This window comes from Paracoccus albicereus, assembly GCF_024359525.1.
GTDB lineage: Bacteria > Pseudomonadota > Alphaproteobacteria > Rhodobacterales > Rhodobacteraceae > Paracoccus > Paracoccus albicereus.
The window spans coordinates 12,980-33,058 of the sequence record NZ_JAKZEU010000005.1 but is presented as its reverse complement, the minus strand read 5'-3'; the positions used below and the strand labels follow the sequence as shown (position 1 = coordinate 33,058).

The 20,079-nt window shown below is 65.0% G+C and carries 21 protein-coding genes; 10 read left to right on the top strand and 11 right to left on the bottom strand.

Annotated elements, in window-relative coordinates:
• Position 1 precedes the first annotated feature (1 nt).
• The 6 genes from MLD63_RS13810 to MLD63_RS13785 all read left to right on the top strand — a co-directional run bounded on the left by MLD63_RS13810 (position 2) and on the right by MLD63_RS13785 (position 7,837).
• On the top strand, positions 2-628 hold the full coding sequence (locus tag MLD63_RS13810; protein ID WP_255330498.1) for a DUF2460 domain-containing protein: 627 nt from the start codon (positions 2-4) through the stop codon (positions 626-628).
• On the top strand, positions 625-1,509 hold the full coding sequence (locus MLD63_RS13805; protein ID WP_255330497.1) for a phage/gene transfer agent baseplate hub protein: 885 nt from the start codon (positions 625-627) through the stop codon (positions 1,507-1,509). Before MLD63_RS13810 ends, MLD63_RS13805 begins: the two co-directional genes overlap by 4 nt.
• The gene (locus tag MLD63_RS13800; RefSeq protein ID WP_255330496.1) at positions 1,506-1,937 is read left to right on the top strand and encodes an NlpC/P60 family protein; all 432 of its coding nucleotides are present in this window, start codon (positions 1,506-1,508) and stop codon (positions 1,935-1,937) included. Before MLD63_RS13805 ends, MLD63_RS13800 begins: the two co-directional genes overlap by 4 nt.
• A gap of 9 nt (positions 1,938-1,946) precedes the next feature.
• Positions 1,947-5,912 (top strand): baseplate multidomain protein megatron, encoded by a 3,966-nt coding sequence (locus tag MLD63_RS13795; RefSeq protein ID WP_255330495.1) that lies wholly within the window; start codon positions 1,947-1,949, stop codon positions 5,910-5,912.
• 10 nt (positions 5,913-5,922) lie between these two features.
• On the top strand, positions 5,923-6,999 hold the full coding sequence (locus MLD63_RS13790; protein ID WP_255330494.1) for a DUF2793 domain-containing protein: 1,077 nt from the start codon (positions 5,923-5,925) through the stop codon (positions 6,997-6,999).
• Between the two features lie 157 nt (positions 7,000-7,156).
• Positions 7,157-7,837 carry a L,D-transpeptidase gene (locus MLD63_RS13785; protein ID WP_090735029.1) on the top strand — a complete coding sequence of 227 codons (681 nt, stop codon included), beginning with the start codon at positions 7,157-7,159 and terminating at the stop codon, positions 7,835-7,837.
• A 36-nt stretch (positions 7,838-7,873) separates the two neighbouring features.
• Here MLD63_RS13785 and MLD63_RS13780 read toward each other — a convergent pair whose 3' ends face one another.
• Positions 7,874-8,158 carry a hypothetical protein gene (locus tag MLD63_RS13780; RefSeq protein ID WP_040610620.1) on the bottom strand — a complete coding sequence of 95 codons (285 nt, stop codon included), beginning with the start codon at positions 8,156-8,158 and terminating at the stop codon, positions 7,874-7,876.
• A gap of 181 nt (positions 8,159-8,339) precedes the next feature.
• On the opposite strand from MLD63_RS13780, the gene MLD63_RS13775 reads away from it, so the two are divergent.
• Positions 8,340-10,694, top strand: a complete 2,355-nt coding sequence (locus MLD63_RS13775) for a heavy metal translocating P-type ATPase (protein ID WP_119001071.1) — start codon at positions 8,340-8,342, stop codon at positions 10,692-10,694.
• Positions 10,695-10,756: 62 nt separating this feature from the next.
• Complete coding sequence (locus tag MLD63_RS13770; RefSeq protein ID WP_040611036.1) at positions 10,757-11,269, top strand: L,D-transpeptidase family protein; 513 nt, start codon at positions 10,757-10,759, stop codon at positions 11,267-11,269.
• On the opposite strand, the gene lnt is transcribed toward MLD63_RS13770, so the two are convergent.
• From lnt to MLD63_RS13720, 10 genes are read right to left on the bottom strand one after another with little or no spacing between them, the layout of a single operon-like run.
• The gene (gene lnt, locus MLD63_RS13765) at positions 11,250-12,857 is read right to left on the bottom strand and encodes an apolipoprotein N-acyltransferase (RefSeq protein WP_119001072.1); all 1,608 of its coding nucleotides are present in this window, start codon (positions 12,855-12,857) and stop codon (positions 11,250-11,252) included. The genes MLD63_RS13770 and lnt overlap by 20 nt on opposite strands.
• Complete coding sequence (lspA, locus tag MLD63_RS13760) at positions 12,824-13,282, bottom strand: signal peptidase II (protein WP_090735086.1); 459 nt, start codon at positions 13,280-13,282, stop codon at positions 12,824-12,826. Before lspA ends, lnt begins: the two co-directional genes overlap by 34 nt.
• Positions 13,283-13,301: 19 nt before the next feature.
• Complete coding sequence (locus MLD63_RS13755) at positions 13,302-14,084, bottom strand: ZIP family metal transporter (protein WP_101498978.1); 783 nt, start codon at positions 14,082-14,084, stop codon at positions 13,302-13,304.
• A gap of 12 nt (positions 14,085-14,096) precedes the next feature.
• A complete protein-coding gene (locus tag MLD63_RS13750; protein WP_119001073.1) occupies positions 14,097-14,552 on the bottom strand; it encodes a DUF411 domain-containing protein in 456 nt (151 codons plus the stop codon).
• Positions 14,553-14,555: 3 nt separating this feature from the next.
• Positions 14,556-15,929, bottom strand: a complete 1,374-nt coding sequence (locus MLD63_RS13745) for a M23 family metallopeptidase (RefSeq protein ID WP_119001074.1) — start codon at positions 15,927-15,929, stop codon at positions 14,556-14,558.
• On the bottom strand, positions 15,926-16,552 hold the full coding sequence (locus MLD63_RS13740; protein WP_119001075.1) for an SCO family protein: 627 nt from the start codon (positions 16,550-16,552) through the stop codon (positions 15,926-15,928). Before MLD63_RS13740 ends, MLD63_RS13745 begins: the two co-directional genes overlap by 4 nt.
• Positions 16,552-17,019 carry a copper chaperone PCu(A)C gene (locus MLD63_RS13735; RefSeq protein ID WP_119001076.1) on the bottom strand — a complete coding sequence of 156 codons (468 nt, stop codon included), beginning with the start codon at positions 17,017-17,019 and terminating at the stop codon, positions 16,552-16,554. The genes MLD63_RS13740 and MLD63_RS13735 overlap by 1 nt, the downstream gene beginning before the upstream one ends.
• 23 nt (positions 17,020-17,042) lie before the next feature.
• Entirely contained in the window at positions 17,043-17,702 is a 660-nt protein-coding gene (locus MLD63_RS13730; RefSeq protein ID WP_119001077.1) for a DsbA family protein, read from the bottom strand.
• Positions 17,699-18,121: a disulfide bond formation protein B gene (locus MLD63_RS13725; RefSeq protein WP_119001078.1), complete on the bottom strand. Its 423-nt coding sequence runs from the start codon at positions 18,119-18,121 to the stop codon at positions 17,699-17,701. Before MLD63_RS13725 ends, MLD63_RS13730 begins: the two co-directional genes overlap by 4 nt.
• Before the next feature lie 5 nt (positions 18,122-18,126).
• Entirely contained in the window at positions 18,127-18,729 is a 603-nt protein-coding gene (locus MLD63_RS13720) for an SCO family protein (protein ID WP_255330492.1), read from the bottom strand.
• Positions 18,730-18,902: 173 nt separating this feature from the next.
• Here MLD63_RS13720 and MLD63_RS13715 point away from each other — a divergent pair, with 173 nt between their 5' ends.
• Together MLD63_RS13715 and MLD63_RS13710 are read left to right on the top strand one after the other, a co-directional pair.
• Positions 18,903-19,331, top strand: coding sequence for a MerR family transcriptional regulator (locus tag MLD63_RS13715; RefSeq protein ID WP_007426244.1), 429 nt, complete (start codon positions 18,903-18,905; stop codon positions 19,329-19,331).
• Positions 19,332-19,413: 82 nt separating this feature from the next.
• Positions 19,414-20,016 carry a cation efflux transmembrane domain-containing protein gene (locus MLD63_RS13710; protein ID WP_090735048.1) on the top strand — a complete coding sequence of 201 codons (603 nt, stop codon included), beginning with the start codon at positions 19,414-19,416 and terminating at the stop codon, positions 20,014-20,016.
• Positions 20,017-20,079 lie beyond the last annotated feature (63 nt).

The following is a 20,079-nucleotide window of genomic DNA, read 5'->3' as shown; positions in this document are numbered from 1 at the left end:
CATGGCGTTTCACGAGGTCCGGTTTCCCGACAACATCAGCCGCGGCGCGCGGGGCGGGCCGGAGCGGCGCACCCAGATCGTCGAGCTCGCCTCGGGCGACGAGGAGCGTAACGCCAGCTGGGCCAACAGCCGCCGTCGCTACGACGTCGCCTACGGCATCCGCCGCGCCGACGACCTGGCGGCGGTCGTAGCCTTCTTCGAGGCGCGCAACGGCCGCCTGTATGGATTCCGCTTCAAGGACTGGGCGGATTACAAGTCCTGCCTGCCGTCGCAGACGCCGGGGCCGACCGACCAGGCAATCGGCGCCGGTGACGGCACGACGACCGCCTTCCAGCTGGTGAAACGCTACGCCTCGGGAAGCCAGACATGGGTGCGCACGATCACCAAGCCGGTCGCCGGTACGGTCCGCGTCGCCCTCGATGGCGCGGAGCAGTTAGTCGGCTGGTCAGTCGATACCACGACCGGCGTCGTGACCTTCGACAGCGCGCCTGCGGGCAGCGTCGCAATCACCGCGGGCTTCGCCTTCGACGTGCCAGTCCGCTTCGACACCGACGCGCTCGACGTGACGCTCGACCTCGAGCGGCTCGGCTCGATCACCTCCATTCCGCTACTGGAACTGCGCCGATGAAGACCCTTGATCCCGCTCTGCAGGCCCATCTCGACGACGGCACGACGACGCTTGCCTGGTGCTGGCGGATCGCCCGCGCGGACGGCACGAGTTTCGGCTTCACCGACCACGACCGGACGCTGAGCTTCGACGGGACCGACTTCGAGCCTGAGAGCGGCCTGACGGCCTCCGAGGTCCGTTCCGGCTCGGACCTCTCGGTCGATGCGCAGGACGCCGAAGGCGTGCTGACTTCCGACCGCATCACCGAGACCGACATTCTCGACGGCCGCTGGGACAACGCCGAGGTCGAGGTCTGGCGCGCGAACTGGGCCGATACCGGCCAGCGCGTGCTGATGCGGCGCGGGGCCATCGGCCAGATCCGGCGCGGGAGGCTGGCCTTCGTCGCCGAGGTCCGCTCGCTCGCGCATGTCCTCGGCCAGACGGTGGGGCGGACCTTCCAGGCAACCTGCGATGCCGCGCTCGGCGATGCGCGCTGCGGCGTCGATCTGGAGGCTCCCGCCTTCAAGGGAACGGGCGCCGTCATCGATCTGCTGCGCGACCGAGCGTTCACCGCCTCTGGCCTCGGCGGCTTCGCGTCCGGCTGGTTCACCTTCGGAACAGTCGAATGGACGAGCGGTGCGAACGCGGGGCGGCGCGCCGAGGTGCTGGGCCATGACGTCACGGATGGCATCGCCGTGCTGACCCTGCTCGAAGCGCCGGTGCGCGCTATCGTCGAAGGCGACGCCTTCACCATCCGCGCGGGCTGCGACAAGCGGATGGAGACCTGCGGGGCGAAGTTCGCCAACACCGCCAACTTCCGCGGCTTCCCGCACATCCCGGGGCAGGACACGGTCCTCCGCTACGCCACGAAGGACGGCGGCCACGAAGGGTCTGTGCTATGAACGCCGATCCGACGCGCGTCGTCGCCGTCGCACGCTTCTGGCTCGGCACGCCGTATCACGATCAGGCCAGCCTGCGCGGCGTCGGCTGCGATTGCCTCGGGCTCGCCCGGGGAGTCTGGCGCGAGGTCGTCGGTCCCGAGCCGTTCCCGATCCCGCCCTACAGTCGGGACTGGGGCGAGACCGGACCGCGCGAGGTGCTGGCCGAGGGCGCGCGGCGCATGATGATCGAGGTGGAAGCGGCGGTGGCCGGTCCCGGCGCGCTGCTCCTGTTCCGCATGAAGCCCCGCGCCATCGCCAAGCATGTCGGGATCGTCACCGGTTCCGGCTCCTTCATCCACGCCTATGAGCGGCTCGGCGTGATCGAGGAACCGCTCACCAACGCCTGGCGGCGGCGCATCGCCTTCGCCTTCCTGTTCCCGCAACGCTGAGACCCTGACATGGCCACTCTCGTCCTCGGTGCCGCTGGCACTGCCATTGGGGGCAGCATCGGCGGCGCGATCCTCGGCGTCAGCGCCGCGACCATCGGCGGCTTCATCGGCTCCAGCATCGGCTCGGTGGTCGACAGCTGGATCATCTCGTCGCTGGCGCCCACGCAGCGCATTGAGGGCGCGCGGCTCGACACCCTGCGCATCACCTCGGCCACCGAGGGCGCGGTGATCCCGCGGCTCCATGGCCGGATGCGGATGGGCGGCAACATCATCTGGGCGACCGATTTCCGCGAGGAGACCAAGACCACCACGCAGGGCGGCGGCAAGGGCGGTGGGGGCGGCAAGGTCAAGACCACCGAGTATCTGTACTATGCCAGCTTCGCGGTGGCCTTGTGCGAGGGGCCGATCACCGGGATCGGGCGCATCTGGGCCGACGGCAAGCCGATGGGCCTCTCCGGCGTCACCTGGCGCTGGTATCCCGGCGACGAGGCGCAGACGGCGGATCCGTTCATCGCGGCCAGGATGGGCGCGGCCAACACGCCTGCCTATCGCGGCACCGCCTATGTCGTCTTCGAGGAACTGGCCCTCTCGACCTACGGCAACCGGCTACCTCAGCTGTCCTTCGAGGTGTTCCGCCCGCTCGCCGATCCCGACACCGCCGAGGGGCTGACCCGCGCCGTCACCATGATCCCCGCCTCGGGCGAGTTCACCTACGCGACGCAGGCGATCCGCAAGACCGACGGCGGCGCGACGGTGCCCGAGAACCTGAACGCGCTGGCCGACTCCACCGACATGGTGGAGGCGCTCGACCGGCTGCAGGCGATGGCCCCTGCGGTCGAGAGCGTCAGCCTCGTGGTGGCGTGGTTGGGCGACGATCTGCGCGCGGGGTCCTGCAAGGTGCGGCCGGGCGTCGAGGTGTCGGCCAAATCCACCACGCCCACCAGTTGGTCGGTGAACGGCGTCAGCCGGGCCAGCGCCTTCCTCGTCAGCCGTGACGATCAGGACCGCCCGGTCTATGGCGGCACGCCCGCCGACTTCGCTGTGGTGCAGGCGATCCAGGAGATGAAGGCCCGCGGGCTTCGCGTCACCTTCTACCCGTTCATTCTGATGGACGTGCCCCCGGACAACACGCTGCCGAACCCGTATTCCGACAACGCCGCCGAGACGGGCCAGCCTGCTTTTCCCTGGCGGGGGCGGATCACCTGTTCTCCAGCTGCGGGCTTCGCCGGGACCGTGGACAAGACCGCCACGGCCGCAAGCCAGGTCGCGGCGCTGTTCGGTGCGGCCACGCCCGCCAGCTTCAGCGTCTCGGGTCAGTCGGTTTCGTGGACCGGCGCGCCCGGCGACTGGGGTCTGCGGCGCATGGTGCTGCACTACGCCCTTCTCTGCGCGGCGGCTGGCGGCGTCGATGCCTTCCTGATCGGCACGGAGATGCCGGGGCTGACGACGATCCGTTCGGGCGTCAGCACCTATCCGGCGGTGCAGGCGTATCGGGACCTCCTCGGCGATGTGCGCTCGATCCTCGGGTCCGACACCAAGATCGGATACGCGGCGGACTGGTCGGAGTATTTCGGTCACCAGCCGGGTGACGGCTCGGGCGATGTATTCTTCCACCTCGATCCGCTCTGGGCCGATCCGGAGATCGATTTCGTCGGAATCGACAACTACATGCCGCTATCAGACTGGCGCGACGGCTTCGAGCATGCCGATGCCTTGCAGGGCTGGCCCGCGATCTACGACCGGGCCTACCTGCAGGCGAACATCGCGGGCGGTGAAGGCTTCGACTGGTTCTACGCCAGCGCGGCAGACCGGTCGGCGCAGATCCGGACGCCGATCACGGACGGCGCGGCGGCCAAGCCGTGGGTGTTCCGCTACAAGGATCTGCGCGCCTGGTGGTCGAACCCGCATTACAACCGCCCCGGCGGGGCGGAGAGCGGCACGCCGACGGCATGGGTGCCGCAGTCCAAGCCGATCTGGTTCACCGAGCTCGGCTGCCCCGCCATCGACCGGGGCACCAACCAGCCGAACGTCTTCTTCGACCCGAAGTCGTCCGAAAGCTTCACGCCACATTTCTCGCGGGGCCGGCGCGATGATGCCATCCAGCGCGCCTATCTCGAGGCGACATATCTCTGGTGGGGCGAGGCCGCGAACAACCCACTGTCCTCGGTCTACGGTGGCCGGATGGTGCACGTCCCCGAGTGCGCCGCCTGGACCTGGGACGCGCGACCCTATCCGTTCTTCCCGGCGCTGACCGACGTCTGGACCGACGGCGCGAACTGGCGGCTCGGCCACTGGTTGACGGGACGGCTCGGCGCGGTGTCGCTGGCCGCGCTCGTCCGCCACCTCTGCCTGCGCGCCGGGCTGCCCGAGTCCCGGATCGACGTCACCGGCCTCTGGGGCGCGGTCGAGGGCTACGCCATCACGGCGCTGGAAAGCCCGCGCGCCTCGATCACCACGCTGTCGCGGCATTTCGGCTTCGACGCGGTGGAGACCGAGGGCGTGATCCGCTTCGTGATGCGCAGCCGGGCCTCCGTCGCCACCCTCGGGCTCGACGATCTCGTCGCTGCCCGCGAGGGCGACGTGCTGGAACTGACCCGCGGCCAGGAGACCGAACTGCCGCAGGCGCTGAAGTGGCAGGTCGCCCGCGCCGACGAGGATTACGACGCGGCCCTCGTCGAGGCGCGGCGCATCACCGTCGACACGACACGGATCGCCTCGGAGAGCTTCCCGATGGCGGTGCCGCCCGAGGAAGCCGAGCGGCGCTGCCGCCGCGCGCTGATGGAGGCGTGGGTGGGGCGCGAGACGGCGGCATTCCGTCTGCCGCCCTCGCGGCTCGCGCTCGATCCGGCGGACCCGATCCGGCTCGCCCATGACGGGCGGCTGGTCGACCTGCGGCTCGTCTCCATCGCCGACGCGGAGGCTCGCGGCATCGAGGCGGTCCGCCAGGATCGCGCGACCTACGACCTGCCGCCCGGCGATCCCCGCGCGGCGTCGCTGACGCGCGCCGTGGTGTTCGGCGCGCCGGACGCGGTGCTGATGGACCTGCCGCAGCTGACCGAGGACCAGCCCGCGCATCGGCCGATGGTCGTCGCGCATGCGGTTCCCTGGCCCGGCGAGATTGCGGTGTTCCGCAGTCCTTCGACCGATGGCTTCGAGCTGCTGACGACGTTCGGCAGTCGCGCCCGGATTGGCCAGCTGGTCTCCGACTTCTACGCGGGCCCCACCTCGCGCTTCGATTTCGGAAATGCGCTTGTGGTCGATCTGCTCACCGGCACGTTGGAAAGCGTCACCGACCTGACCCTGTTCGGGGGCGCCAACGCGCTTGCCATCGAGAGCGCGCCTGGGGTCTGGGAGATCGTGCAGGCCGGCGCGGCCGAGCTGCTCGCGCCCGGTCGATATCGGCTCACCCGGCTTCTGCGCGGACAGCGCGGCACGGAAGGTGCCATGGGCAACCCGGCGCCCGCCGGCGCGCGGGTGGTGGTGCTGGACGACAGCCTCGCGTCGCTGCCGATCGCCGAGGCCGATCTTGGCATCCCGTGGAACTGGCGCATCGGCCCGGCCAGCCGCCCGGTCAGCGACGAGACCTATGTGGCGCAGACCTTTACCCCCGCGGGCGCGGGACTGCGGCCCTTCTCTGTCGCCCATGTCGAGCAGCCGTGGCGTCGCCCACGCACGCCCGGCGATCTGACCATCCGCTGGACGCGCCGGTCCCGCGCTCTTTCCGCCGACAGCTGGGGCGGGCTGGAGGTGCCGCTGGCGGAGGAACTGGAAACCTACGAGGTCGAGATCCTCGACGGCGCGGCCGTGAAGCGGGTGCTGAGCGCGGCCACCACCAGCGCCGTCTACACCGCCGCCCAGCAGAGCGCCGACTGGGGCGCGCCGCTCGCCCCCGGCGACACCGTCAACATCCGCATCTACCAGCTCTCCGCCCTCGTCGGGCGGGGCGCGCCGAAAACTGTCACGCTCACGTTCTGAAAGCCAACCCATGTCCGACGCCACCACCCATCTCCTGCTGCCCCATATCCTGGCGGCGCAGGCCCAGAAGCACGTCACCCACAACGAGGCGCTGCGGATCCTCGACGGGCTCGTTCAGCTCTCTGTTATCGATCGGGACCTGGCAGCACCCCCTGCGAGCCCCGCCGACGGCGACCGCTACATCGTCGGCTCGGGCGCGACAGGCGACTGGGCCAGCTGGGACCTAAACGTCGCACTCTGGACCGATGGCGCCTGGCTCCGCCTGCCCCCACGGACCGGCTGGCGGGCGTGGGTCGAGGACGAGGGGCTGCTGCTGGTCTATGACGGGTCAGGTTGGGTAGGAACCACGCCGGCCGCGCTGCAGAACCTTGCGCTGCTGGGACTCGGCACGACGGCCGATGCGTCGAATCCGTTCTCGGCCAAGCTGAACGCGGCGCTCTGGACCGCGAAGACCTTGGCCGAGGGCGGCACCGGCGATCTGTTCTACACCATGAACAAGGAGGCTGCGGGCGACGATCTCGGCCTGACGCTGCAGACCGGCTTCGTGACCAAGGCGCTGGTGGGGCTGTTCGGCTCGGACAGTTTCCGGCTCGCCGTCTCCGCCGACGGCAGCACCTTCTTCGACGGGCTGAGCGTCGACAACGCGAACGGCATCGTCGATCAGCCCCGGCTGCCGCGGTTCAAGGCGTACACCAACTACGACAACTATGTCGGCGTAGGAACCTGGACGAAGATCGGCCTGAACAACACCGACTATAACGATCAGGGGGCGTTCGACGCCGCGAACAACCATTTCGTGGCGCCTTCGGATGGCACCTACCTCTTCGGCGCGACGCTGCTTTACAAGATCAACGCCAGCGCCACGGCCCGCATGCGCGGGCGGCTCGTGCTGAACGGCACGACGGAAATCCGCGGCTCCCTCGGCGAAATCTCCGCCACCCATGTCTCGCTAGCCACCGCGATCTGGCTGCAGACCATGGTCCCGCTCACTGCGGGCGACACCGTCGAGTTGCAGGGGTATTTCCGGGTCGCGGACGGCTACTTCGCGGCTGACCACACCTCGTTCTGGGGCGCGAAGATCGGCTGAGCGGCAACAACGGGATTGCACACGCCCCTTTGACCTGTGCGGCGCTAGCGGAAAGAAATGCCTTGAAGCTCTAGTTGGTGGAGGTTGCATATCGAGACACGAAAGCGCTGCTCGTGCCTCGCGAGCCTGCGCAAATGCCCAGAACAAAGGCTGCCAAATGCTGACAAGACGACACTTCGTTCGATCAACCACAGCGCTGTTTTCAGCGTCGGTCTCCGGCCCACTCCTCGCCGATACCTGGCCCACCGAGGCGCAGAAGGCTGCCTGGGATGCACAGGTGACGCCTCCAAATTATGTCCCCGAAACCTCCAATCCTTGGGGTCTGCACCCGCGGTTCCTGCCGCAACGAGTCGTCGCGAAGGACGGTCTCGTACCGGGAGATATCCATGTCGATGCGGTCGCGCGATATCTCTACCATATCGAGGAGGGTGGAACCGCTATGCGTTATGGCGTGGCGATCGGGCGTGGCGACCTCTACGAACCGGGTATCTATACGATACAGCGCAAGGTCGAGTGGCCGCACTGGACCCCGACCCAGAACATGATCGAGCGGGAACCGGAGATTTATGCGCAGTTCGAGGGTGGTGTGGAACCCGGGCCCGAGAACGCGCTCGGATCGCGGGCCATGTACCTCTACGTCGGGGATCGCGACACATATTTGCGGATTCACGGTACCCCGTTTCCGCAAAGTATCGGCAGCCGAGCCAGCTCGGGTTGCGTCAGGATGGTGATGGCGCACATCAACAGTCTCTATCCACGTGTCGAGATCGGCTCGACGGCGTATCTCTATTCGGCGGAAGGCAGCCTTGCGGCACCAGAGGTTGGCGACCTGTGGTGATGCGCGCCGAGCGACGGATGCTGCCGTTCGCATTCGTCAGGCCTGCGCCTGCCGACAGATAGCCGCTCCGTTTCTTGCCCGAAGTGGCAGGAGCGTTGTCTCGACCTGACCGCGATGCTCGTACCAGTAACACCCGTCGTCAGGCAGCAGGCGGACGGTTGAGAGATCCTGACCGTCCGCCGCCAATTCGAGAACGATCTCGGGAACGCCGGACTCGGGTTCAGTGGCAGGCAACTGGCCGACCTCCTGCGAGCCGCAGCTTGCGGTCAGAAAGAGTGCGACGACAGCCATCTTCATCCGTGTCCGAGTAATACTCAGCATTGTTGTTCCTTCCGCTTATGCCACTCCTCGCGACGGTTTTCATGGGTAGTGCTAAAACCGCACGGATCACCGCACTTTCTAGCAAAAATACAAACTGAAATACCACCGTATTTTGCTCTTGAAGCTCTAGCTACTGTAGGGGCTATGTCATGGTGATGCACCCGAATCCAGAGGTCCATTCATGCCGTCCGACACCCATCACCACGATCACGATCATGCCGAAGACGACCAGGCAAACGGCGGCAACTGTTGCGGGAGCGCGGGAACGTGCGGCGACATCGAGCCGACGACGCCCGCGCCGACGGGCGGGCGCAGTTTTCAGGTGTCCGGCCTCGATTGCGCCGAGGAGGTCGCGATCCTGAACAAGGTGGTTGGCCCGAAGATCGGCGGGGCCGAGCATCTCGCGTTCGACGTGATCAATGGACGGATGACTATTCTCGACAGCGCCAAGAGTGTATCGGACGGCGAAATTGCAGAACTGGTCGCAAGCACCGGCATGACCGCCAAGCCCTGGGATGCCGAAAACGCGTCGGTCGACCAGGCGGCCCATCTTGCACGACAGCGGCTGTTTACGGCGCTCAGTGGCGGCTTCTGGGCCGCGGGATTTCTGTGGCACATCATCGAGACCGGCATGGGGGGGGCACTCGGCCTCTTCGCAGGGCACGGCGAAGCGCCGATGCCACTGGTCGAGGCAGGGCTATTCGCGGTTGCGATCCTGTTCGGTGTCTGGCTCGTGGCACCCAAGGCATGGTCGTCCGCACGGAGGCTGTCGCCCGACATGAACCTGCTGATGGTGGTCGCGGTGGCCGGTGCCATAGGGCTTGGCGAATTCTTCGAGGCGGCGACGGTTGCGTTCTTCTTCTCGCTCTCGCTCTACCTCGAAAGCTGGAGCGTCGGGCGTGCGAGGAATGCGGTCTCGGCGCTCTTGGATCTTGCACCACCGACGGCGCGCGTGATCCGCGAAGACGGAAGCGAGGCCGACGTTCCGGCGGCTCAAGTCGCCGTAGGCTCAAGCTTCATAGTACGCGGTGGCGACCGTATCCCCCTCGATGGTGAGGTGACGGACGGCGCGGGCGCGGTCGATCAGGCGCCAATCACCGGAGAGAGTGCGCTGGTCCCAAAGGAACGAGGCGACGAAGTCTATGCCGGCACGATCAACGGCGAAGGCACATTGACGGTGCGCGCCACGAAGGCCGCCTCGGACACCGTCTTGGCCAAGATCATCCGCATGGTCGGCGACGCCCATGCCCGCCGCGCGCCGGTGGAGCAATGGGTGGCGAAGTTCGCCCGCATCTACACGCCTATCGTCATGGCTCTCGCCATTGCAATTGCCCTGCTGCCGCCGCTCATTTTCGGTGGGGCCTGGGATTATTGGTTCTACAATGCACTCGTGCTGCTAGTGATCGCCTGCCCGTGTGCTCTGGTCATCTCGACACCGGTCTCCATCGTCGCCGCACTCACCGCTTCAGCGCGGGCCGGAGTGCTGATCAAGGGCGGTGCATATGTTGAGGCACCGGGCAAGACCACTGCACTGGCCATGGACAAGACCGGCACGATCACCATGGGCGAGCCCGAGGTGGCGGCGGTGCATCCGCTGGGTAGAGCATCGGCGCAGGATCTGATGACCCTCGCCGCGGGGCTCGAGGCACGTTCCTCGCATCCCTTGGCGCGCGCCATTCTCGCGCGGGCAGAAGCCGACGGCATCAAGGTGTCCGCCGCAGAAGATACCCGAACCGTTCCTGGTAGGGGACTTGAAGGACGCACTGACGGCCGGTCGATCTGGCTAGGGTCGGACCGGTTTGCCGAGGAGAAGGGTTTCGGTGACGCCATTCCGAAGGATTTGCGCGACCGCATCGAAGGGGCTGGCAGCACCCTTGTTGCCGTGGGCGACGACACCGGCGTGACCGGCATCCTGGAATTGCGCGACCGTATCCGCCCCGACGCCAAGGGCATCGTGGCACAGCTCCACGCGCAAGGCGTGAAGACCATCGTCATGCTGACGGGCGATAACGAGCGGACGGCGCGCGCCGTTGCAGCCGAGGTCGGCATCGACGAGGTCCGCGCCGAGCTTCTGCCCGAAGACAAAGTGACAGCCATCGAAGAACTGGTCGAAACGCATGACATGGTGGCCATGATCGGCGACGGGGTGAACGACGCCCCCGCCATGGCGCGGGCGCATTACGCCATCGCGATGGGTGCTGTTGGTTCGGACGCGGCAATCGAGACTGCGGATATTGCCCTGATGACCGACGACCTTGGCAAGGTGCCTTGGCTGATCGGTCATTCGCGCCGGACAATGTCGATTATCCATCAGAACATCGGTATTTCCTTGGCGACCAAGGGCGTTTTCGTTGTCGCTACCGCGTTTGGAGTGGCATCGATGTGGGGCGCTATTGCAGCCGACGTAGGAGTGTCATTGCTGGTGGTGGCCAACGCCCTGCGCCTGCTGAACAGCCAAGAGGCCAAGGCGCCTCCGTCCGGCGGTGAACAGGTTGGTCCACAGATGACAAAGGCCGCGCTTGCCCATGCACATTGATCACGCAGCATTTGCAAGGTACCGTAATATCCATATCCGACCTCACCAAAGAGGCATGAGCAGTGAAAACCATCCGATTTCCCCGCCGCGCCGTCCTGTTGGGCGGGTTCGCAGCGTTTTTGTCCGGCTGTGCCAGCAAGTTCCGCAGCTATGGCGGACCCGAGGTGACCCGTGTTCGGCTTTATAAGGGGCAGCGCTTGCTTGTTCTCGACGGAGCCGATCGCGTATTGCAAACCTATCCGGTCGGGCTGGGTTTCGCTCCTGAGGGTCACAAGCAATTCGAGGGAGACGGCCGGACCCCGGAGGGCACCTACATAGTCGATAAGCGCAACCCTGAAAGCACTTATCATCTTTCGGTTGGCATCTCTTATCCGAATGAGGCCGACATCGCTTTTGCCGAGGCGCAGGGCCGATCCCCCGGGGGCGACATCTTCATCCATGGTGGTCCACGACCCGGCATCGACCCAACGGACGTCCGCGACTGGACAGCTGGCTGCATCGCGGTCACAGATCGGCAGATCGAGGACATCTATGCAATGGTGAAGGACGGAACACCTATCCACATCTTTGCATGACGGTGTTTCTCATGCGGCGGTAGCGCGCCGTCGCATTGGTCGCCGTTGCCCAGCTCCACGAAGCCAAGATGAGCGCCAGCAGCATCCAGTCCCCGAAGCTCGCGTAGAGTGTCGGCGGTCGCGCGGAGGGCAGGCTAGCGTCGATGATGCCCGTTTCGCCGGTATCGAGCCGCGCAACGATCTCTCCGCTCGTGTCGATGACCGCAGAGATGCCCGTATTCGCGGCTCGAATGACAGGAAGGCCTTCCTCTACGGCGCGCATACGTGCGGAAGCCAGATGCTGCTCAGGTCCGATGCTGGTGCCAAACCAGGCGTCGTTGGTTGCGTTGAAGATCCAGTCTGGCTTGAACAGGTCGTCGACCACATGGCTTGGGAAGATGATCTCATAGCAGATCGCTAGGGCGACCAGCGGCACACCCGGAAGCGCAAGCGTTCGCGGGCCCGGTCCGGGCGTAAAATCGCCCAGACCCGCCGTGAGCCGCTCGATGGGCGACCAGCCGCGGAATGGCACATATTCGCCGAAGGGTACGAGATGATGTTTCGCGTATCCGGTCAGGATTCTGCCGGTCGCGCCAAAAGCCTGGACCGTGTTGAAATATCGGGTGCCATCTTCGCTCGGTACACGGTCCGGCACACCGGTGAGCAGCACCCTGCCGTCTGGTAGCGCAGCGGCAATGCGATCCCGTGCCTCCGTATCCTCATCGAGGAAACCCGGAAAGGCGGTTTCCGGCCAAAGAAGAACGTCGAAATCGCCGGGCTGGGTTGAAAGCTCAAGATAGCGCGCGAAGGTCGCCTCGCGGTTCTCGGGCGCCCATTTCTCCTCTTGTGGAATGTTGCCTTGGACGATGCGCAGGTCGACACCGGGTGGCTGTTGTGCATCCGACTGGAGGCGAAGCGTGCCGACAGCCCACATCGTCGCGATGCCCGCCAGCGCCATGAGCGAAACGGTCAATCGTTGCCGCCCGGACGCCATGACAGCCGCGCCGGGAAGTGCCGCGACGAACACGGTGAGAAAGCTTAGCCCATAGCTTCCGACCCAGGCGGCGGGTTGGCGAGGAGCGGCGTAATCGACCAAAGCGTAGCCGGCGAGGTTCCATGGAAAACCTGTCAGAACGTGACCGCGCAACCACTCGGCCACGGTCCAGGAGGTCGCGAACAGGAGGCAGGCCAAGAGACTGCCCATGGCTCCACGCCGCGCGATTTCGGCGAAAAGCGCGGCGGCAATGGCCGGGAAAATCGCGAGACCTGCGGACAATCCCGCGACGGCCGGGATCGCCATCGCCCCGAACCGCTCGGCCTCGACGTAGAAACTCTCTGCAATCCACGAAATCCCGAAACCGAACTGGCCGAGACCAAACGCCCAGCCGACGAGGAAAGCGCGCCCGAAGGAGAGATCGCGAAGCCCGACAAACAACGCGGAATAGGCAACGGGAACAAGCAGGAGAATCGAAAGAGGCGGGAAAGTCAGAACCGTCAGCGCCCCGGCGGCGAAACCAAGCGTCATCCGCGAAAGCAAACAGGGGCGCAGAGCGATGCGGTTCAGAATTTCCGTCTTCACGACTTGATCGGACGCCGCGCGCTGATCCATGGCGCGGCGAGCAAGAGCCCTACGCCACTGACGACAAATACATCGGCCATGTTGAAGGCAGGCCAATGTGTTGTGCCAATGTAGAAATCGAGAAAGTCTGTTACAGCCCGATAGCGCACACGATCGATGACATTGCCCAGCGCTCCGCCAATGATCGCGCCGTAGGCAAGTGTTTCGGCCGCATTTTCGACGCGAAACAGCATGACAGCAAGCCAAACACAGATGGCAAGAGCGAGAGCGGTGAGGCTCCACCACGGCGCGCCGCCCAGCATCCCGAAAGTCACGCCGTCATTACGAGAAAAGACGAGGTTGAATCCCGGAAACACGGAAATCCCGGCGCTAAAAGTGGCGGCATTCGCAACGACAATGGCTTTGGTGATCTGATCGATTGCGAACGCAGCAAGCGCGGCAAAGACGCCGATCACTTTGGGTAGTGACATTGCCTCACCCCAACCAGACATCGAGAAACAGCATCAGAACGAGCCCGACAGCCAGGCCGAGCGTCGCCCTGTTCTGATAGCCGCTGCGATGGGTTTCGGGGATAATCTCGTGGCTGATGACGTAGAGCATTGCGCCCGCGGCAAAGGCCAGTCCCCATGGAAGCAGCGGTTCCGACAGTGTGATGATGCCGGCCCCGAGCAGACCGCCAATCGGCTCGACCATGCCAGTCAGCGCCGCAATGCCCCAGGCGCGCAGCTTCGGATATCCCTCGCCCAGCAGCGACACCGCGACGGCCAATCCTTCGGGCGCGTTCTGCAAGCCGATGCCGATGGCGAGTGGGAGGCCACCTTCCATGCCACCGGAACCGAACCCGACCCCGACCGCGAGACCCTCGGGAAAGTTGTGGATCGTGATCGCGATGATGAACAGCCAGACCCGCCGCAATGACGCCGCTTCGGGCCCTTCGCGTCCCGTCTTGAAATGCTCGTGCGGCAGCTTTTCGTTCATCAGGGCGACAGCCCCCATGCCCAGAAGGATCGAGACGCATACGATGGCCGCAGGCATCGCGCCGTTCTCGAACATCGGCTCTGCGGCATCTAATGCCGGGATGATCAGCGAAAAGAACGAGGCTGACAGCATGACACCGGCAGCGAAGCCGAGCGACAGATCGCGCGTGGCCCGGGACGGGATGCGCCCGAACAGCACGGGAGCTGCTCCGACTGCCGTGAGCGAACCGGCGGCGAGACTTCCGAGAAAGCCGAGCATTATCGGGGACAGATTTTCCATGGGCGGGCCAGATTATCCTTCGGCGTAGCTTGAAAAGACTTCCGTCGACCCGTCCTCGCGGATGAGGAAGACATCATAGGCTTCGCGGTCATCTTCAGGCCCCATACCGGGCGAGCCATAGGGCATCCCCGGAACGGCGAGGCCTACGGTGTCCGGGCGCTCCTCGAGAAGGCGGCGGATGTCAGCGGCCGGGACATGGCCCTCGATCACGTAGCCATCAATGACCGCGGTGTGGCAGGAGACCATGCGCTGCGGCACGCCGTTGTCGAACTTGAAGCGAACCAGCGATCCACCGAACATGTCCTGGCCCGTCGGCGCAAAACCGTTTTCTTCGAGATGGTTCATCCACGAGAGGCAGCAGCCGCATCCGTTCGTCTTGCGGACGTCGATCGCCGTTGCCTCTGCGAGGGCCTGTGCCGCCGGGAAAAGGGCGAGCGTGATGGCCAGAGCTTGGGTCATGCGTTTCATGGATCAGAGCCTTTCGGTTATCGTTTCGGCAATCTCGCTGCCGAGGTTTTCATTCAGAAGCGCCCGCGCCTCGGCCAGACGCGAGAGCGCGGCGGTATCATCCGCTTCGCGCTCGGCTGCTTCGGCGAGCCGGTCGTCAGAGAGGGGGTCAGTCGGGCGCCCATCCACGAGCACCTCATAGTGCAGGTTCGGACCTGTCGCCGTGCCAGTCGCGCCGACGCGGCCGATCACGTCTCCCGCCGCAACGCGTTGGCCTTGTGCCAAGTCTTCCGGCACGGCGCTCAGATGCGCGTAGCGCGTCATGGTGTCGGAGCCGTGCAAGATTTCGACCACGCGACCATATCCGCCGCGCCAGCCGATGAAATTGACCCGCCCCGGTGCCGTCGCTTGAACCGGTGTCCCACGTGCCGCTGCGAAATCGACGCCGGTGTGCATCCGGACGTTGCCAAAGACCGGATGCGTGCGGCGTCCGAACACCGAGCTCAGGCGCGCACCCTCGACCGGCTGTGCGAAGACGCGCAGCACCTCGCCATCGACGTAGATCGTCGCCTGACCGCTGCCGTCGTCCGGCCATACGATCTCGTAAAGCGAACCGCCGATCTCCAGTGCGGCGAAGGCGAGTTCGGGCTGTCCGATCCTGTCCTCGCCGACCCGCGCCTCACGCCAGAGAAGCCTTAGTGCTTCGCCGCCGGCCATCTCGCGGCGGAAATCCACGGTCCCACCCAGCATCTGCGCAAGGTCCACGGAAAAACGGGCGGGTATGCCGGCTTCGTCGAGTGCCGCGAAGATCGAGCTGTCGATCACGGCTTTGCCGGCAAGGGTTACGATTTCCGGATCCGGAGTCACGACCTGTGTGGACAACTGCTCGCCGAAAATCACCTCGATCCGAACCCCGTCCTCGACGGCAAGTGAGACGGTGCGGGGGCTGCCGTCCATGGTCGAAGCGACAGTGACCGAGTGCCCCGGCCGCAGCCGTCGCAGATCGTATTCCGCGCCAAGCGCGAGGGCAACTTCGGCTCTGTCAGAAGCCGCAAGTCCAGCTTCGGACAGCAAGAAATCGAGCGTCTCGCCTGGTAAAATGTCGCGCGACCACGTCGACAGCGGTGGCTCGATCGCCCTTACCGGCCTGTCGGCAAACGCGACCTGCAGAAGGGGCAGCGGGCTGAGGTCGGATGCATCGTCTGCCCATGCCGCCGCGGGCAGCATCACGGGGATGTCAACGTTCTGGGGGGCTTCAGGACCTTGGGGCATCCAGCTACCTGCCTGGGCAAGTTCCGGCGGCACGGGTTCTTTCGACAAAAGATCGGAGATCGCGATAGCTGCCCCGGGAACTGTCCCCGCAATTGCGACACAAGCCGCCAAAGTTCTGAGCCTCATGTCGCCCCCTCCATTTCTTCTTCCAGCGCGCGGCGAATTTTCGGCACCGCGAATTCTCTGGGTTCGTGATAGTCGATCATGGTGACGAACCGCCCAGAGGCTGCGAACAGGAAGACGCTCGCGCTGTGGTTCATCGTGTAATCGCCGCTCTCCGTCGGCACCCTTTCGTAGGTGGCGTGGAAGCCGTCCGCGACGCGCGCTATCTGCTCCTCCGGCCCCGTCCAGCCGCGAATCGCCGGATGGAAGTAGCCGACATATTCGGCCATCGTTTCGACAGTGTCGCGCTCGGGATCGACCGTGATGAAAACCACGTTCATCTCGTCGGCCTCGTCTCCCAGATCGTCGAGCCATCCCGAAATGTCCGAGAGCGTGGTCGGGCAGACATCGGGACAGTAGGTGAAGCCGAAGAACGCCATCGTCGGTCGCCGGATCAGGGTTTCCGGCCCGACCGCGTTGCCCTCATGATCCGTCAGACGGAAATCCATCGCGGTCAGAGCCACAGGCCGCTGCCCGATAGGCTCAGGTCCACCGGGGCCATCGACCTGCCACCAACCGGCAAAGAGCATCAGGGCGACCACCCCGACACCAGCCGCGCCGTACCCCAGGATCGCCCGTCGCCGCATCAGTCCTCCGGCCCCCGCGCGGCGATGCCGAGGATCGTCACCTCGACCGTCACTTCGCCTCCGTCGTCGAAAAGCAGGGTCAGCGGAAAGGTTTCCCCTTCTGTCATCGGTTCTTGCAGCCGCATTAGCATTGCGTGCAGGCCCCCCGGTTCGAGCGCGACGCTCTCGCCCGGGGCGATCGCGATTTCCCCCGCCGGGCTCATGGAACTCACACCCTCGGCATTGGTCTTCGTCTCGTGAATTTCGGGCATCATCGCGAGCGGTGTTGTAAGGCCGATCAGCGTCACCGGCTCGTCGCCAGTGTTGCGGATCGTCATGTAAGCGGCCCCGGGACGGTTCACCCCGATGGAGGCGCGGGACCACGCGTTCTCGACGACAACATCCTCGGGTGCGGCCAGCGCGGGCACTGAGAGCCCTCCAAGGGTCAAAAGCGCCGCCAGTGTGCTGGTCAAAATATACTTTTTCATCGTTTTGATCCTGCCCTTTCCATTCAGCTTTGCGCGGCAGCGACTTCGGCAGCCACCAATCGCCGCAGTTCTGCCTCCCCGAATGGATCGAGCGGCTTGCCGTTCACGAAGAATGTGGGCGTCTGGCGAACTCCCACGGTCTCTACATCGGCACGATCCTGATTCAGGATCGCCACGACATCGGGTGCCAGCATTTGCGTGCGCGCGGCCTCGGCATCGAGTCCGGCCGTGGTGGCGATCTGAAGGATCAGGCCAGGCGCCGGGGCACCGTGTGACGCCCATCTCGGCTGTTCCCGCAGAACGGCCTCGAGCACCGGCACGTAAACGTCCTGCATGTGCGCCGCCTCGAGCACGCGGATGGCTTCCTCGGATGCCGCGCCGTGGAAGGGCGTGTAGCGGATCACGACGCGGACAGCATCCCCATGCTCGGCCATGATGTCCTTCACGATGGGATGAAAGGCGCGACAGGCCTCGCAGGCCGGATCGAAGAATTCGACGATCGTGACGGGCGCTTCCGCAGGCCCGAGGATGGGCGAGTAGGGGCGGATCATCGCGTCCGCGAGTTCCGGCGCAACAGGCTCCGCTTCGGCCACCGGGCCGGGGCGGGTTGCAAACCAGGTGGCTCCGCCGAAACCGGCGACGCCGAGGGCGAGAACGGACAGGATCAGGCCGCGTCGGTTCATGTTCGTGTGTCCTTCAATGAAAGGGCCGACAGCGCCCCGATCAGCGCGAAGGCGGCGAGCGCCATCAGCGGGATCGGGACGCCGAAGACCAGTTGGTTGTCATCGGTGCAAGAGGGGCCGGTGGCCGTGCAGGGCTGGATGCGTTCGGGAACAAGACCGACGTACAGCCCTATGTGCCAGAGGGCGATTGCGCCGCCGCCAAGCGCCAATGCGATGCCGTAGCGCCCCACGCGGCCGTCCCGCCACCAAAGGCCGAACCCGAGGACGATGGCCAAGGGGAACATGAAGGCGCGCTGGAACCAGCACAGCACACAGGGCGTCTGCCCCAGCACCTCGCCGATGAAAAGCACGGCAAGCGAGGCGACGAGCGCGATGATCCACGCCAGCCCGAGGGCTATTTCTCCGGATATGCGGTTCATTTCGGTCAGATCCTCTCTTCCAGATCGGCGAAGATCTCTTCGGCGGAGGTGCCGTAGGGCCACGAGTCGGCGAAGCCCGCGTCGGGATCGAAGAGGAACAAATGCGACGTGTGGCCCATCGTGTAACCATCCGGCGCCGCAGCCTCTTCGACGCGTTCAAAGAAGATCGGAAACGTCTCGGAGGTGGCGGCGATCTGTTCCGGCGTGCCGGTCAGACCGATGATGCCCGCATCGAACAGCGGGACGTATTCGGCGAGTGCGGCGGGCGTGTCCCGTTCGGGGTCGATGGTGATGAAAATCGGCTGGACCTTGGCGGCATCGTCGCCCAGACCGTCCATCACCGCCGCGACCTCAGATAGGGTCGTCGGGCAGACGTCGGGGCAGTTGGTAAAGCCGAAAAAAACAAGCATCCAGCGCCCCGCAAAGTCCTTCTCGGTTCGAACCATACCCTGGTGGTCCGTCAGTTCGAACTCAGCGAAGAAAGGCGGCTCGGCGTCAGTTCGGGCGCTGTCGGCACGATAGTCGGACCAGAGTAAAAGCCATACGAAGGCAAGCGCTGCCACGCCTGCCAAAACCCAAAGAAACTTCTGTGCCGATGTAAGAGACAATCCTGTTCGCCTGCCATTGATCCTTGTGTGTCTGCGCGTCTACATCCTCTAGCCACTGAAGGTTCAAGCATGAAGATGGCGCCTTGATGCGACATCACGCGCCTGTGAATCCCGCACTTGCCCGCTCACACCGCAAAACCTACAAGGACTGTATACTTTTTCTGGAGGTGAGAATGCTCACGATCGGCACTCTGTCAAAGAAGACCGGCACGAAGGTGCAGACCATCCGGTACTACGAGCAGATCGGGCTCATGCCCGAACCTGGCCGGACCGAGGGCGGACAGAGGCGCTACGACGGTTCACAACTCGATCGCCTGTCCTTCATCCGCCACTCGCGGCAACTCGGCTTCTCGCTCGATGCGATCCGCGAGCTGCTCGACCTCAGCGACCATCCCAATCGGCCCTGTGATGAAGCTGATGCCATCGCGCGTCGCCAGCTCAAACGGGTGGAGCAGCGCATGGCCCGCCTGAAGGCGCTGCGCACGGAACTGAAACGCATGGTCCACGAGTGCAGCGGCGGGCGGACAGCGGATTGCCGGGTGCTGGAGGTATTGCGGGACCATTCTGAATGTCTGACCGAGCACGACGAGATTGGGGCCTGATTGGACCATGCCAATGTCGCGGCAGGAACTTAGACCAGCCGCAGGAGTTCTTCGATCGTAAACCACGAGCCGAAAACGAGAAATGGCCGCAGAACAAGATTCAAAAGAGAGACGCACGCTCTGGATCGTTCTGGCGCTCAATATCGGTCTGGCCGTGGCTTTTTTTGCAACCGGTGCGTTCGGCGATTCCAGCGCCTTGATCGCCAACGGCCTCGACAACCTTTCCGACAGCTTCGTCTACGCTATCAGCCTGTTTGCGCTGTCCCGGTCCGGCAAATGGAAACGCGGAGCGGCGAACATCTCCGGTGGGCTGCTGATCCTGTTCGCTGCAGGCATCCTCTACGATGCATGGCGCCGCTACATCGGCGGGTCAGATCCGCTCGGGACGATCATGATCGCCATGGCCCTGATCGCCGCGGCGATCAACGCGGTCTGCGTCTGGTTGCTCGCCCGACTCCGCGAACCGGACGTCAACATCCGCGCGGCGAACACCTTCAGCTGGAACGACTTCGCCGCGAACCTCGGGATCGTCGTGGCTGGCGGTCTCGTCGCCTGGCTGGGAACGAACTGGCCGGACCTGGTCGTGGGTGTGGTCGTGGCCGGGATCGCGGCGTGGGGCGGTATCGACATCCTGCGCGATGCACACGGCGAACACCACAAAGCCGTTCATGCCGACGACCGGTAGCGATTGATCGCCTTCTGAGAAAAAGGACTTGAAGCTACAGTCGCTGGAGCATTTATGTAGATC

Excerpts from the sequence above, each read along its gene's own strand:
- MLD63_RS13810 (WP_255330498.1), top strand. The coding sequence starts at position 2 with ATGGCGTTTCACGAGGTCCGGTTTCCCGACAACATCAGCCGCGGCGCG.
- MLD63_RS13805 (WP_255330497.1), top strand. The coding sequence starts at position 625 with ATGAAGACCCTTGATCCCGCTCTGCAGGCCCATCTCGACGACGGCACG.
- MLD63_RS13800 (WP_255330496.1), top strand. The coding sequence starts at position 1,506 with ATGAACGCCGATCCGACGCGCGTCGTCGCCGTCGCACGCTTCTGGCTC.
- MLD63_RS13795 (WP_255330495.1), top strand. The coding sequence starts at position 1,947 with ATGGCCACTCTCGTCCTCGGTGCCGCTGGCACTGCCATTGGGGGCAGC.
- MLD63_RS13790 (WP_255330494.1), top strand. The coding sequence starts at position 5,923 with ATGTCCGACGCCACCACCCATCTCCTGCTGCCCCATATCCTGGCGGCG.
- MLD63_RS13785 (WP_090735029.1), top strand. The coding sequence starts at position 7,157 with ATGCTGACAAGACGACACTTCGTTCGATCAACCACAGCGCTGTTTTCA.
- MLD63_RS13780 (WP_040610620.1), bottom strand. The coding sequence starts at position 8,158 with ATGCTGAGTATTACTCGGACACGGATGAAGATGGCTGTCGTCGCACTC.
- MLD63_RS13775 (WP_119001071.1), top strand. The coding sequence starts at position 8,340 with ATGCCGTCCGACACCCATCACCACGATCACGATCATGCCGAAGACGAC.
- lnt (WP_119001072.1), bottom strand. The coding sequence starts at position 12,857 with ATGGATCAGCGCGCGGCGTCCGATCAAGTCGTGAAGACGGAAATTCTG.
- MLD63_RS13755 (WP_101498978.1), bottom strand. The coding sequence starts at position 14,084 with ATGGAAAATCTGTCCCCGATAATGCTCGGCTTTCTCGGAAGTCTCGCC.
- MLD63_RS13750 (WP_119001073.1), bottom strand. The coding sequence starts at position 14,552 with ATGAAACGCATGACCCAAGCTCTGGCCATCACGCTCGCCCTTTTCCCG.
- MLD63_RS13745 (WP_119001074.1), bottom strand. The coding sequence starts at position 15,929 with ATGAGGCTCAGAACTTTGGCGGCTTGTGTCGCAATTGCGGGGACAGTT.
- MLD63_RS13740 (WP_119001075.1), bottom strand. The coding sequence starts at position 16,552 with ATGCGGCGACGGGCGATCCTGGGGTACGGCGCGGCTGGTGTCGGGGTG.
- MLD63_RS13735 (WP_119001076.1), bottom strand. The coding sequence starts at position 17,019 with ATGAAAAAGTATATTTTGACCAGCACACTGGCGGCGCTTTTGACCCTT.
- MLD63_RS13730 (WP_119001077.1), bottom strand. The coding sequence starts at position 17,702 with ATGAACCGACGCGGCCTGATCCTGTCCGTTCTCGCCCTCGGCGTCGCC.
- MLD63_RS13725 (WP_119001078.1), bottom strand. The coding sequence starts at position 18,121 with ATGAACCGCATATCCGGAGAAATAGCCCTCGGGCTGGCGTGGATCATC.
- MLD63_RS13715 (WP_007426244.1), top strand. The coding sequence starts at position 18,903 with ATGCTCACGATCGGCACTCTGTCAAAGAAGACCGGCACGAAGGTGCAG.
- MLD63_RS13710 (WP_090735048.1), top strand. The coding sequence starts at position 19,414 with ATGGCCGCAGAACAAGATTCAAAAGAGAGACGCACGCTCTGGATCGTT.